Source organism: Pumilibacter intestinalis (genome assembly GCF_943193005.1).
Classification (GTDB): Bacteria; Bacillota; Clostridia; order Christensenellales; family Pumilibacteraceae; genus Pumilibacter; species Pumilibacter intestinalis.
In genome coordinates, this window is record NZ_CALPCH010000013.1 from 17,264 (window position 1) to 30,674 (window position 13,411).

At 50.3% G+C, this 13,411-nt stretch carries 14 protein-coding genes; 12 read left to right on the forward strand and 2 right to left on the reverse strand.

What is annotated here, in order from left to right:
* Positions 1-94 precede the first annotated feature (94 nt).
* Genes metK through NFR55_RS07335 form a run of 3 tightly spaced genes read left to right on the forward strand, consistent with a single transcriptional unit; the run spans position 95 to position 4,179 of the window.
* Positions 95-1,288, forward strand: coding sequence for a methionine adenosyltransferase (gene metK, locus NFR55_RS07325; protein WP_251547811.1), 1,194 nt, complete (start codon positions 95-97; stop codon positions 1,286-1,288).
* Positions 1,289-3,520 (forward strand): SF1B family DNA helicase RecD2, encoded by a 2,232-nt coding sequence (recD2, locus tag NFR55_RS07330; RefSeq protein ID WP_251547813.1) that lies wholly within the window; start codon positions 1,289-1,291, stop codon positions 3,518-3,520. It abuts the gene before it with no gap.
* Entirely contained in the window at positions 3,517-4,179 is a 663-nt protein-coding gene (locus NFR55_RS07335; RefSeq protein WP_251547815.1) for a hypothetical protein, read from the forward strand. Before recD2 ends, NFR55_RS07335 begins: the two co-directional genes overlap by 4 nt.
* Here the strand turns inward: NFR55_RS07335 and NFR55_RS07340 are convergent.
* Both NFR55_RS07340 and NFR55_RS07345 read right to left on the reverse strand, forming a co-directional pair.
* Positions 4,171-5,013, reverse strand: coding sequence for a hypothetical protein (locus tag NFR55_RS07340; RefSeq protein WP_251547818.1), 843 nt, complete (start codon positions 5,011-5,013; stop codon positions 4,171-4,173). The two genes, NFR55_RS07335 and NFR55_RS07340, sit on opposite strands and share 9 nt — an antisense overlap.
* 5 nt (positions 5,014-5,018) lie before the next feature.
* Entirely contained in the window at positions 5,019-5,489 is a 471-nt protein-coding gene (locus tag NFR55_RS07345; protein ID WP_251547820.1) for a hypothetical protein, read from the reverse strand.
* Positions 5,490-5,662: 173 nt separating this feature from the next.
* Between NFR55_RS07345 and NFR55_RS07350 the strand changes: the two genes are divergently transcribed.
* The 9 genes from NFR55_RS07350 to NFR55_RS07390 all read left to right on the forward strand — a co-directional run bounded on the left by NFR55_RS07350 (position 5,663) and on the right by NFR55_RS07390 (position 13,410).
* The gene (locus NFR55_RS07350; RefSeq protein ID WP_251547822.1) at positions 5,663-5,911 is read left to right on the forward strand and encodes a helix-turn-helix domain-containing protein; all 249 of its coding nucleotides are present in this window, start codon (positions 5,663-5,665) and stop codon (positions 5,909-5,911) included.
* A gap of 15 nt (positions 5,912-5,926) precedes the next feature.
* Entirely contained in the window at positions 5,927-6,169 is a 243-nt protein-coding gene (locus NFR55_RS07355; RefSeq protein ID WP_251547824.1) for a helix-turn-helix domain-containing protein, read from the forward strand.
* A 16-nt stretch (positions 6,170-6,185) separates the two neighbouring features.
* Complete coding sequence (locus NFR55_RS07360; RefSeq protein WP_251547826.1) at positions 6,186-6,494, forward strand: helix-turn-helix domain-containing protein; 309 nt, start codon at positions 6,186-6,188, stop codon at positions 6,492-6,494.
* 454 nt (positions 6,495-6,948) lie between these two features.
* Positions 6,949-8,265: a hypothetical protein gene (locus NFR55_RS07365; protein WP_251547829.1), complete on the forward strand. Its 1,317-nt coding sequence runs from the start codon at positions 6,949-6,951 to the stop codon at positions 8,263-8,265.
* Positions 8,253-8,600, forward strand: a complete 348-nt coding sequence (locus NFR55_RS07370; RefSeq protein ID WP_251547830.1) for a hypothetical protein — start codon at positions 8,253-8,255, stop codon at positions 8,598-8,600. The genes NFR55_RS07365 and NFR55_RS07370 overlap by 13 nt, the downstream gene beginning before the upstream one ends.
* 16 nt (positions 8,601-8,616) lie before the next feature.
* Positions 8,617-10,248 (forward strand): formate--tetrahydrofolate ligase, encoded by a 1,632-nt coding sequence (locus NFR55_RS07375; RefSeq protein WP_251547832.1) that lies wholly within the window; start codon positions 8,617-8,619, stop codon positions 10,246-10,248.
* A 3-nt stretch (positions 10,249-10,251) separates the two neighbouring features.
* On the forward strand, positions 10,252-11,874 hold the full coding sequence (locus tag NFR55_RS07380; RefSeq protein WP_251547834.1) for a glutamine--tRNA ligase/YqeY domain fusion protein: 1,623 nt from the start codon (positions 10,252-10,254) through the stop codon (positions 11,872-11,874).
* Positions 11,875-11,897: 23 nt separating this feature from the next.
* Positions 11,898-12,779: an NAD-dependent epimerase/dehydratase family protein gene (locus NFR55_RS07385; protein ID WP_251547836.1), complete on the forward strand. Its 882-nt coding sequence runs from the start codon at positions 11,898-11,900 to the stop codon at positions 12,777-12,779.
* Complete coding sequence (locus tag NFR55_RS07390) at positions 12,772-13,410, forward strand: HAD family hydrolase (protein ID WP_251547837.1); 639 nt, start codon at positions 12,772-12,774, stop codon at positions 13,408-13,410. The genes NFR55_RS07385 and NFR55_RS07390 overlap by 8 nt, the downstream gene beginning before the upstream one ends.
* Position 13,411 lies beyond the last annotated feature (1 nt).

Genomic DNA, 13,411 nt, shown 5'->3' on the forward strand with positions numbered 1-13,411 from the left:
ACGGCTTGTCTTAAAAAGTCCGCACGTGATAATATTTGTTGACGAAAATATATAAAAGTGATATCATATATCGGAAAAGGAGAGAATTGTTTTTATGGAAACCAAGTATAAACTCATAACCTCGGAGAGCGTAACCGAAGGACACCCCGACAAAGTGTGCGACCTCATAGCCGACACTATTTTGGACTGTGCGCTCGAACAAGACCCCGAGAGCCGCATTGCGTGCGAGGTTTGTTGCACCACCGGTCTTGTTATGGTGCTCGGCGAGTTTACAACCAACGGCTACATAGATATCCCCGCCGTTGTGCGCCGCACGGTTTCCGATATCGGCTACAATAACGCCGATTTCGGCTTCGATTCCAAGACCTGCGCGGTGGTAACGAGCATAAAGGAGCAGAGCGTCGATATATCCGCGGGAGTAACCGAAGCTCTCGAAAAGCGGCGCGACAGCCGCGACCCCGCCGACACGGTGGGCGCGGGCGACCAGGGCATGATGTTCGGCTACGCCACGAGCGAAACCGAAGAGCTTATGCCGCTTCCCATAACTTTGGCGCACAAACTCACCAAAGCCCTTTCCGACGCGAGAAGGAACGGAGATTTGCCGTATCTGCGCCCCGACGGCAAAGCGCAGGTAACGGTTGCGTACGACGGAAACAAACCCGTGTACGTTGATACCGTGGTGCTTTCCACACAGCACGACGAAAACGTAGAGCACGACGCTTTGGAAGAGGACGTGATAGAAAAGATAATAAAGCCCACGATAGGCGGAAAATACGTCACGCCCAAAACCAAATATTTCATAAATCCCACGGGCAGGTTCGTTATAGGCGGACCTGCGGGCGACAGCGGCGTTACCGGCAGAAAGATAATAGTTGATACCTACGGCGGCGTTTGCCCGCACGGCGGCGGCGCGTTCTCGGGCAAAGACCCCACAAAGGTGGATAGAAGCGCGTGCTACTACGCCCGCTACGTTTGCAAAAACATGGTTGCGGCGGGCGCGGCGGAGAAAATGGAGCTTCAGGTTGCATACGCCATAGGCAAGGCGCGACCCGTAAGCCTTTCCATAAACACGTTCGGAACGTCGGCATATTCGGACGAAGACCTTATAAATATAATAAACGAACTGTTCGATTTCCGCCCCTTGAGCATAATAGAAAACCTCGAACTTAAAAAGCCTATATACCGCTTTACCACCATAGGCGGGCATTTCGGCAAAAACGATATGACTTGGGAACGCACCGATAAGGCGGACAAAATTCGCGCCCGCTTAAAAGAAATAATATTGTAAATGATAATTTCGGGCGAGATAGACGAAGTACGTTTCCGAAACGAAGAAAACGGTTATACCATTGCCGTGCTCGATTGCGAGGGCGAGCCGCTCGTGTGCGTGGGGGCGTTTCCTCCCGTGTCCGAGGGCGAGTATCTCTCGCTCGAGGGCGATTTTACCGTGCACCCCAAATTCGGAAAGCAGTTCAAAGTTACGGCGGTGCAAGCTGTTCGCCCCGACACGCTCGACGGTATTGTGCGCTATCTCGGAAGCGGACTCATAAAGGGGATAGGGCCCAAAACCGCGCTTGCCATAGTGGACAAGTTCGGCAAAGAAACTTTTAACGTGATTACGCAAAACCCGCAAAGGCTCGCGTCTGTAAAGGGCATAAGCAAGCAAAAGGCGGACGAGATAGCGCAAAGTTATCTCAAGATAGAAAACATGCGGCAGGCAATGGTGTTTTTGCAGGGGCACGGCATACCGCTCGGAACGTCGCTCAAAATATTCAAACGCTACGGCGACGACACCGTGAACGCGCTTACGCAAAACCCGTATCGCCTTGTGGAAGACGTAGACGGCATAGGATTTATAACAGCCGACAAAATAGCCGCGAAACTCGGCGTGGAGCGCGACAGCGAGTACCGACTCCGCGCGGGAATTTTATATACCCTTAAAGAAGCGGCGGACAAATCGGGCAACACGTTTTTGCCGTACGGCACGCTCATATCCGAGGCTGCCGCGCTTTTGGGCGCGGACGAAAAGAACATAGAGAACACACTCGATACGCTCGCGGTGAGTCGGGCGGTAAAAACGGTGGAAACGGACGAGGGCGAAACCGCCGTTATGCTGTTGTCGGCGTACAGGGCGGAATACGGCGCGGCGCAAAAGCTCGTTACTTTGCTTTCGTCGGGGGATATGACCGAGCGCGACTGTTCGGAAGATATAGCCGAGTTCGAACGCGCAGAGAACATCAAACTGCACGAAACTCAGCGCAAGGCAATCGAGCTTGCGGCGGGCGGAAGCGTTGCGGTTATCACCGGCGGACCGGGCACGGGCAAAACCACGATAGTGAAATGTATACTTTCGGTGCTCGACAAGCGCGGAATTAAAACCGCGCTCATGGCTCCCACGGGCAGAGCGGCAAAGCGCATGAGCGAAAGTTGCGGCAGAGAGGCGAGCACCATACACCGTGCGCTCATGATAGGGCGCGAGGGCGACGGCTCGGACGAACCCGTAAGCGCGGGCGCGGTTATTGTAGACGAATTTTCCATGGTGGACGTTTACCTATTCAACACGCTAATCAAGCGTATTCAGCCGTCGGTAAAGCTCATACTCGTGGGCGACTCCGACCAGTTGCCCAGCGTGGGCGCGGGAAACGTGCTCAAAGACGTTATTTCGTCGGGAGTAGTGCCCGTGGTGCGGCTCGAACGCATATACAGGCAGAGCGGAGAGAGTCTTATAGTGGAAAACGCGCACCGCATAAACGCGGGCAAAATGCCCGAGCTCGGCAGTAAAAACGAAGATTTTTTCTTTGTTCGAGCAGGCACTCCGCAGGAGATAGCCGACGCCGCCGTGGGGCTTGCCGCCGAGCGTATCCCCAAATTTTTGGGCGTGGAGCCGTATAGGGTGCAAGTGCTGTGCCCGCTAAAGAGCGGAGTCGCAGGCTCGGTGAACGTAAACAAGCAGTTGCAAAAGCGGCTTAACGCGGGCGGCGCGTATATCGAAACCGAGGACTACCGCTATATAGAGGGCGACAAAGTAATGCACGTTGCCAACAATTATAACCTCGAGTGGCGCAAGTTCGCGGGCGGCATAGCCGAAAGCGGCGAGGGCGTTTTTAACGGCGACCTCGGAGTTATAGCCGAAATACGAACGCAGTCGGGCGAAATAGACGTAAGGTTCGAAGACGGCAGGTTCGTTACTTACACCGCCGACGTAAGGCATCAGCTTGTGCCCGCCTACGCCATAACGGTGCATAAGAGCCAAGGGAGCGAGTTCGACGCCGTTATAATTCCCGTGTACGGCGGCAATCCCATGATAATGACGCGCAACCTTTTGTATACCGCGGTTACCCGCGCAAAGCGGCTTGTGGTGATAGTGGGCGAGCAATACACCGTAAAACGAATGGTGGAAAACGATTATATCGCGCTCAGATACAGTATGATGAAAAAGTTTCTTCAAGACGCTTCGGCACGCGAAACGCTGTTGTTTTCGGGCGGGCGGTTACGGCGGGAGAACGGAGAAAAGGCATGAAAAAGTATTCCAAAAAGACTTTGATTATCACGAGGAGCATTATGTTCGCGCTCGGCGCGGCTCTCGGCTTTCTCGCCATGTACGGAATGCTTTCCGCCTATCCCGATTTGTCGCCGAAAGGCTTTGCGTATGTGTATTGCGCGGGCACGGGCTTGCTCGTGGGGCTTGTACTGCTGCTCTCGTCGTCCTCCGCGCTGTGGCTCGTTTTCACTGTGTGCGGCGGCGTTAAGAGTTTGTTTGCGGGCAAACGCGCGGACTCCAAAGAACTTTCGCGCCTGCAGATTTGCGAAGAAAATTCCGAGTGCGAGGACGAAAAAATACGTAACGGAAACGGCGGCTATCTGCTCACCGCCTCGGCTCTCATGTGCGGCGGCATAGACAAATTTTGCCGCGATTGGCTCATAGGCGGCGCGGCTGTGCTCGATATCACCGTAAGCAAACTTATAGAACTCGGCGAGAGCGGAGAGCACGCGCTCAAAGCCTACAAAACACTGCTCGACTGCGGCTGCGCCTATACCGCGGCGGTGGGAAAGGGCGAAGAAAGCGAACAGGCAATTCTCTACGCTCAAAAGCACGGCTTGCGTATTATCGCCGCCACCTCGTCCGAACTCGGCGATTGCGCTTCGCCCGTGCTCGGCTTCGAGGAAATTTCAGGCTGAATAACACGAATTTATTAAGGTTTCGTGCAGTTCGTTGGGAAAGTAAACAAAATCGAATGAATTTATAAGATAAGGCAGGATTGCCGTTTTGTTTTGCGAATAAGCCTCCGAAACAACTATTTTACTCTTTTTTATTTCTATCAAAGAGGGAATATGTTCCATATTGTTTATGGTATCTATATTTCCGAACGTATTCTTTTTATCGGCAAAATAACGGGTAACGTCGTCGCCGGGCTTAATAATACCGTTTATTAAAGCTCTTATTAACTTACACCATGATTTGAGTTGTAAGCGTAATATAATTCGGAAATTTTGTATATATATCGTTTGTATTGTGTTCGGTACTCTGATTTCCGTTTTAAGTAAACTTTCCGCCAACTCGTTGAATAATCGCAACGTGTCGGTTGCGTAGGCTTCGCGCGTAACGTACCGTTTTATGTAGGCATTGAAAATTTCGCTTTTGATATTTTCCGTGTTTTGAACCGAATATTCTTCATATATATATTTATCGCCCAAAAACGCTACGGAAGGAAATTCGTATATTTCCCCTTGCGGCGGTATCAAGCGTACCAACTCGGAAATTAAGTACGGCTTTAATTTGTTTATCGAGTTTTCGTTAATAAAAATATCCAAATCTTTTATAGTAAAATATTCTTTGCCTATTTCGTTTATTTGCTTTGCATAGGCAATTGATTCGTTTATTTCCTCCTCGGAAATAGCGCAGTTGCGTAAAGAAACAAAACGCGTATTTCGGTTTATAAGCAAATAGCCGAAAATCGTTGAAATAAAACTGTCGGCATAACATTCTTGAGAGGTTATTAAATCTTCGTTCATTGCAATTATAGCTCCTTAAAAATATTACAAATCGGTTTTTTCTTTTTTGCGGCGTATTCCACGGATATTTCGGTTCCGCTCGCTCTGTTTTTGAGTCGGTATCTCTCGTTATAATACACAACAAGTTTATCGCACATATCAATCATAACTTTATTGCGTTTTACGTATGCTCTGTAACCCGCGTTATGCACCTCTACAGGATAGAAAGTGTCTTCATATAAAGTGAGCAGATAGTTGCGGTAATCGTCGTGAATATACTCGTATTCGCCGCGTACATATATTCGTTTGATATGCGGGTACTTGTTTTTCAGTAGCGTAACGGTTTCGTAGCAGATATCGTTAAATTCGCTTTTACTCCCGAATAAAAACGTATCGGCTTTTTCGTTTACGATAAGCGACTCGATTGTTTCAAGCAATCGAGTTTTTAATTGTGGCGTAATATCGGTATATCTATGACCTATAAATGCAACTATCATTTTAGACCTCAAAAGCATTATAGCATGAAGAACAAAATAAGGCAATCAAATATGTATTTATAAATACATAAAATAAATGCGCATTTAATAGAATGTAATTGAAAGGCGTATTTTTAATGGGTATATCGTTTATAATACATATGTAAAAGACATAAAGTAACAATATAGAGGTAATGAAATTGACAACTAATGATGCTGTTGCTGCGAGAATAAAAAAATTATTAAAAGAGCGAGGCATTACATTATATAGACTTGAACAAAAGTCAGGAGTATATCACGGTGTTATGGATAGAATAATGAAAGGCATAAATCATACCATTGAACTATCTACAACTTTCAAACTTGCTCGTGGTTTTAATATGGGGATTTGTGAATTTTTGAATGATGACGTTTTTCGTTCTGAAGACTTAGAAATTGATTGATTATAGGAAAAGAAGATGACGACAAATGATGCAGTGGCAAAAAGAATATCCAAACTTTTGAAAGAAAAGGATATAACTATATATCGGCTTGAGCAAAAGTCTGGAGTGTATCATGGGGCAATGGATAGGATAATGAAGGGTAAAAATCGTTCAATTGTCTTATCGACAATATATAAACTTGCGCGAGGATTTAATATAAGTATTTATGAATTTTTGGACGATGATGTTTTTCGTTCCGAAGATTTAGAGATTGACTGATTATAGGCAAAACTTTATGACTGAAAAAGAACGTATAGACATGCTTAGAATTGAACGCGGTTGGACTATAAATAAATTGGCTGAAGAAATCGGGATTTCGAATAAGGCAGTTTATTCTTGGTATCAAAAGAACGGTAATAATCCGAGTGCTAAGTCAATTGCGAAAGCATGTGAAGCATTTAAGATGTCAATGACGGAGTTTTATTCAGGCGTTGATGCGGGCGATAAGTCGCAAAATGAAATTTTGTTGATAGATACTTTTCGTAAAGTGCCGCTTGACGAGCAAGATAAAGTTTTACAAATAGTAAAAATCTTTACAAAATAGCGTTTGCGTTTCTCATGAATGGGATTGCTTCGGAAACGAGTTTCCTCGCAATGACAAGTGAGCCGAGGGGGATTGTGTCGGAACTAAAGTTCCTCGCAAGGACAAGCATTATCGAACCGTCATTGCGAGCGAGTGTAACGAGCGCGGCAATCTCGGGCATGAGGACGGTATAGTTGCTGTTGTTTTCTCATGAATGGGATTGCTTCGGAAACAAGTTTCCTCGCAATGACAAGTGAGCCGAGGGGGATTGCTTCGGGAACTAAAGTTCCTCGCAATGACAATGTGCATACCCGTCATTGCGGTTTCCATGTCATTGCGAGGAGGGCGTAGCCCGACGTGGCAATCCCCTGCATGGAACACGTAAGGCGGCTGTTGCGAAAATAAAACAAACATTATTTTCATGTTGCCCGAAAAGCGATTGACGAAAGCATGGCAAAAGGTATAAAATAATAGCGTGTCTACAGGCAAAGGACAAAAAAAGGCCGTGCCGACCGCAGGCAAAATTCTTTACGGAGCGGGCGGGCTTGCGTTTTCCACGGAAATCGCATTTTTGCTGTTGTTCCCGTTTTTGTTTTCGCACGTAAATACCGTGTTGCTTTTGGCGTGCGTTCCCGCAGGTATCATTCTTTCGGTGCTCGTAATGCCGCTGTGCTACGCGTTCGTGAACGGCAACACCGCCATAGGCACGGGCAGATATCATCTTGCGCTCGCGCTTTCGTCGGCAGTGTGTTCGATTTCGTTCGTGCTTATGTACGGTATAGGAGATTGGCACTACGTGGCGCACGCGTTTGCCGTTGTGGGCTTGGTGTTTTTGCACTCGGCGGCGGCACAGATATTCGCTTACACGTTTTTTGCGGTGGGCATAAGGTTCGACAGGAGCGGCACTGCGGTAACGCTCAAAACCGCTTTCGCGCTCGGAAGCTCTCTGTTGATTGCCGCCGCGGTGTTTTTACTGTTCGACGGCTCGCGCGAGAGAGTGGGGGCGATTGCGGCGTGTTCGGCTATAGTTTCCATGCTGTCGCTCGCGTCGGTGTATTTCTCCACCGTGCGCTCCATGCCCGCGTTTATAAGGCTCGAGCCAAAGCACAAGCGCAGTTTTAAGCGAAACTACACGCGGTTCGTTTCGCCGCTCAAATTCGGAGCGGTTAAGCTGTTTGCGCTCGGTACGTTTTTCGTATACGCCGCCGTTGCGTTTTGCGCCGCGGCTTTGCCCACGTTTTTACTGTCGGCTTATTGGCGGGGTTACTCGTTTTGGTTGGGCGTTGTGATATCCGCCGCGCTTGCCGTAGCCGCGTGCGTGGCGCTTTCCAAACTCAAAAATTTCGGAGCGGGAAAGTGCTCCGTTTGGTTTATTTCGATTTCCGCATTGCTGTTCGCGCTTTCGGCGGGGCTTTCGGTGATTTTAATTCTCGGCGCGTTGCCTGCCGCCGTTGCGCCCATGTTGTACGCGCACTCGGTTGTGTGCGGCTTGAGCATAGGCTTGGGCATTAAGAGTTGTGCAATGAGCGACTCCGCGGCTCGCGAGGTTTCGGGGTGCACGCCCGGCAAATATTACACTCTCGTAAACTGCATAAAGTCGTTGGGGCTCGGCGCGGGCGTTGCGTTTTGTTGCGCGGTTATGCTTATAGCAAGCCGCGTGCCCGCGGCGGTTGCGGCGGCTATAGTTTGTTGCGTTACCGCGGCGTTTTTCACGGCGGCGGCGGTACTCGTTAAAGTAGGTTGCGGCGCGAGCGCGGCGAACAATGAGGAGGACGAGCAGTGTTTACGGTAAAAGAATATTACGCCGAACATGCGCGGGAAATATGCCGCAAGCTGGGTGCGGAAGCGAGCGAGTTCGACAGGGTGTTCGTGCTCGACGAGGACGGCCCCAAAGCCGCGGGAATACTTTCGCTCGCGGGTGCAAAGGTGCTTATCAAGGGCGTATACGGCGATATAAGCGAAAGCTATCGCGACGTAATGAACCGCTCGATACTGCACGTGTGCCGTTGCATGAACCCCATTACGGTGCGGGTGGAAAGCGCGAGCGAGTACTGGAAAAAGTTCGGCTTTGCAGAGGCGGACGGCGGCATGGAAATAAAGAGCGACGAAATAAATTTCAAATGCTGAGGAGGCAGGTTAGAATATGAAAACCGATATAGAGATAGCGAGCGAAGCCGAACTTAAGCCCATAGAAGAGGTTGCGAAGTCTATAGGCATAGAGCGAAAGGACTTGCACCTTTACGGCGACTACATGGCAAAAGTAAAGCCGCAAAAGGGCAACGGCAAAGTGGTGCTCGTAACGGCTATAAATCCCACCGCGGCGGGCGAGGGCAAAACTACGGTGAGCATAGGGCTTGCCGACGCAATGAAGCAAATCGGGCTCAAAGTATGCCTTGCGCTTCGCGAGCCGTCGCTCGGACCGGTATTCGGAATTAAGGGCGGAGCAACGGGCGGCGGGTACGCGCAGATTGCGCCCATGGACGATATCAATCTGCACTTTACGGGCGACCTGCACGCCATAACCGCCGCAAATAATCTGCTTGCCGCAATGATAGACAATCACATGTATTTCGGCAACGAGCTCGGCATAGAGCGTGTAACCTTTCACCGCTGTTTGGATATGAACGACCGTGCGCTGAGATTTATTCGTTGCGGACTCAAATACAACGACCGCGACGACTCGTTTGACATAACCGCCGCAAGCGAGGTAATGGCGGCTCTTTGCTTAAGTAACGATATATCCGACCTCAAGCGCAGATTGGGCAACATAATCGTGGGCTACGACAAAGAGGACAAGCCCGTATACTGCCGCGACTTAAAGGCGGAAGAGGCGATGACCATACTGCTCAAAGACGCGGTTTCGCCCAACCTCGTGCAAACTCTCGAGGGAGTGCCCGCGTTTGTGCACGGCGGACCGTTTGCGAACATTGCGCACGGGTGCAACAGCATTACGGCTACGCGCACGGCTATGCACTACGCCGACTACGTTGTTACCGAGGCGGGTTTCGGCGCGGACCTCGGAGCGGAAAAGTTCCTCGATATAAAGTGCCGCGCGGCGGGGATTAAGCCCGAAGCGGTGGTGGTGGTTGCAACCGTTCGCGCTCTCAAGTGCGCGGGCGGCAAGAGCAAAGAAACTCTGTCCGAGCGCGACGACGAGGCTTTGCGTTCGGGACTCGGCAACCTGATAAAGCACGTTGAAAACATAAAGCAAATTTACTCGCGCAAGTGCGTTGTGGCAATAAACCGCTTTGTTTCGGATACCGACGAAGAGGTGGAAATAGTGAAACGGGCGTGCTTAAAGCTCGGCGCGGACGTAGTTTGCGTAACGGTGTGGGGCGAGGGCGGCAAAGGCGGCATAGAGCTTGCCCGAAAGGTAAAAGAGCTGTGCGCCATGCCCGACAAAGAATTTACTTACTGCTACGAGCTTTCCGACTCTACGGAAGAAAAGATACGCAAAGTGGCTAAGCGGGTGTACGGCGCGAAAGACGCGGAGTTCGAGCCTGCGGCGCAAGCCGTGCTGAAGAAGATAAAGGGCACGGAGTGGGAACGCTATCCCGTGTGCATAGCGAAAACGCAGTATTCTCTTTCGGACGACGCGAAACTTTTGGGCAGACCCGAAAACTTTACAATCAGAGTGCGCGACTTAACTGTGCGTTCGGGCGCGGAGTTCATAGTTGCGCTCGCGGGCGATATTCTGCTTATGCCGGGGCTTAGCAAAACGCCCAACGCGCAAAACATGAGCATAAACAACGGTATCATAAAAGGACTCTTTTAGAATATGGCGAACTTTATAGAAGAAATAATCGAAGCCGACCTTGCGCATGGGCGCGAAACCGAAATTACAACTCGCTTTCCGCCCGAGCCTAACGGATATTTGCACATAGGGCACGCTAAGGCGATATGCTTAAACGTGGGCTTGGCACGCAAATACGGCGGCAAATGCAATCTTCGTTTCGACGACACAAATCCCGTTAAAGAAGAAGACGAATACGTGCAGTCCATAATAGAGGACGCGCGGTGGCTGGGGTGGGACGGTGAAATATTTTTCGCGTCCGACTATTTCGAGGTGATGTATCGCGCGGCTGTAACGCTCATAGAGCGCGGCAAAGCGTATATAGACGATATTTCGCCCGAAGATATGAAAAAGATGCGCGGAACGCTCACCGAGCCGGGCGTAGAAAGCAAATACCGCAATCGTCCCGTTGCCGAAAGCCTCGCGCTTTTCGAAGATATGCGGGCGGGCAAGATAGCCGACGGCGCACTTGTGCTCAGAGCAAAGATTGATATGGCGAGTCCCAACATAAACATGCGCGACCCCATAATTTACCGCGTGCTCAAGGCGCGTCATCACCGTCAGGGCGACAAATGGTGCGTGTATCCCATGTACGATTTCGCGCACCCCATAGAGGACGCGGTTGAAAACATAAGCCACAGCGTTTGCACGCTCGAGTTCGAGGACCACCGCCCGCTTTACGATTGGGTGCTCCGCGAATGCGGCGATATGTTCCCGCATCCGCCGCATCAGTACGAGTTTGCGCGGCTCAACATAGAGCGCATGATAATGAGCAAACGCTATCTCAAAAAACTGGTAGACGAAGGGTTTGTTTCGGGCTGGGACGACCCCCGCATGCCGACGATTGCGGGACTGCGCAGGCGGGGATACACTCCAGCGTCGATTCGCGAATTTTGCGAGCGCATAGGCGTAGCCAAAGCCAACAGCGAGGTGGAGGTGGGGCAGCTCGAGAGTTGCATACGCGAAGAGCTTAACGCAACCGCTCCGCGAGCAATGGCGGTGCTCGACCCGCTCGAACTCGTTTTGGACAACGTGCCCGAAGATTTTTGCGAAAAGCTGGATTTCGAAATAAATCAGTTCGAGCCGGATAAAGGAAGCCGCACAATCGAGCTTACCAAGCATATATTTATAGAGCGCGGCGATTTCGAGGTTGTTCCTCCGCCCAAATACAAGCGGCTCACTCCGGGCGGCACGGTGCGCCTTAAGAGCGGATATATAATAAAGTGCACCGGTTACGACGGCACGCCCGAAAACGTGGAGCGCGTGCACGCCGAAATAATAGAGGGCACTCGCAGCGGCGAAGACAACAGCGGCATAAAGGTTAAAGGCGTGATACATTGGGTGAACTGTAAAGCCGTTAAAGCCGAACTCAGGCTTTACGACTATCTGCTCATCGCCGACGACACCGCGCCCGACTTTAACGATAGGCTCAACCCCGAGTCGCTCGTGGTAAAACACGGATATGCGGAAGAGTATCTTGCGAGCGCGAAAAAGGGCGACTCGTACCAGTTTATGCGGCAGGGATACTTTTGCCGCGACTCTAAAGAAGACGGACTTGTGTTCAATCGTATAGTAGGGCTTAAGGACGCATACAACAAGAAGAAGTAAAACGATTTTCAAGGAGCGAAGCTATGAAAAAGATACTTGTAACGGGCGGCGGATTTATAGGCGCGGAATTCGTAAAGACTTATAAAAAGAAATACGATATCGTTGCGCCCGCCTCGGAAGAAATCGATTTTTCGGTTTACGAAGAAGTATCCGAACTTTTCTCGCAAAATAAATTCGACGCGGTTTTGCACCTTGCGGCAAAGCACAAAGTTCTCTGCGAAAACACGGATGCGGCAGACGACCTAATCGCTTTCAAAAACATTCAGCATGCCGCGGCGAGAAGCGGAGTGAAAAAGCTCATAGCGGTAAGCGACTGCTCCGACGCCGCGCCGCGCGGCTGTGCCGAAAACTACCGCGAAGACGATTTCGAGAAATGCGCGCCCGTGTTCGGCAACGGCTTGGGCAGATATCTCGTGAACTCGCTCGCGAGCAAAGACAATATGAGCACCGTTTTGCGGCTGTTCGGCGCGTTCGGAGCGGGCGCGTTGCGTGCCGACAACGCCATTACCGAAATACTCGCGCCTGCGGTTGCGGGCAAGAAAAAGCAGATAACTTTACGCGGAGATAAGACGGTATCGGTCATTTACTCCGAAGACGTTTGCAAGATAATCGCGCTTTTCATAAACAACGACTACCCGCGCGGAATATACAACGTAGCCTCGCCCGTAGCGGCTCGGCTGTCGGATTTTGCGAAGAAAGCCAAAGCCTACGCCAAAAAGAACGACCGCGATATAATCGTGGAAATAGGCAAAGACGAGCAAAAAGAACTCACCGCCGACGTAAGCAAACTCTTGGGCGAGATAGGGCAGTTCAAGTTCACCGCTTTGAGCACTGCTATTAACAAAACGCTCGACTATTACAAAACTCACAAATCCGAACTCAAAGAGGAAAAACAGCATGACTAAACGCTGCGTTATATTCGATTTCGACGGAACTCTTTTCGATACTGGCGAGGGCATACGCGACACCGCCCGTTACGCTCTCGATAAACTCGGGGTGAAAGATTTTCCCGACGAAAAGATGAATTTGTTTATAGGACCGTCGCTGTTCTACGCCTTTAACGAGATTGTGGGCTTGGACGAAGAGCGGTCTAAGCTGGGGGTGGAGTTGTACCGCGAACGCTACAAAAGCGTAGGCATAGACAAGTCTTGCCCGTACGGCGGCATGAAAGAGCTTTTGGACAAGCTCAAAGCCGACGGATACGTTCTTACCATAGCTTCGAGCAAACCGCTCGAAATGGTGCGCTATCTTTTGCGCAAGCACGATTTGAGCGGCTATTTCGATAAAGTGTGCGCGGCGGATTTTACCACGGTAAGTTGCGACAAGGCGGATTTTATAACCGCGGCGTCGCTCGGGGATAGCAACGTAATGGTGGGAGATACCCGCTTCGATATAGAGGGCGGGCACAAAGCGGGAGTAAAAGTTATTGCGGCGGCGTACGGTTTCGGCGCGAGCGAAACGCTTTCGGAAGCGGAGTATAAAGCCGACAGTCCCGCCGAAGTTTACTTGAAAATAAAAGAAGTTTTTACGATATAAA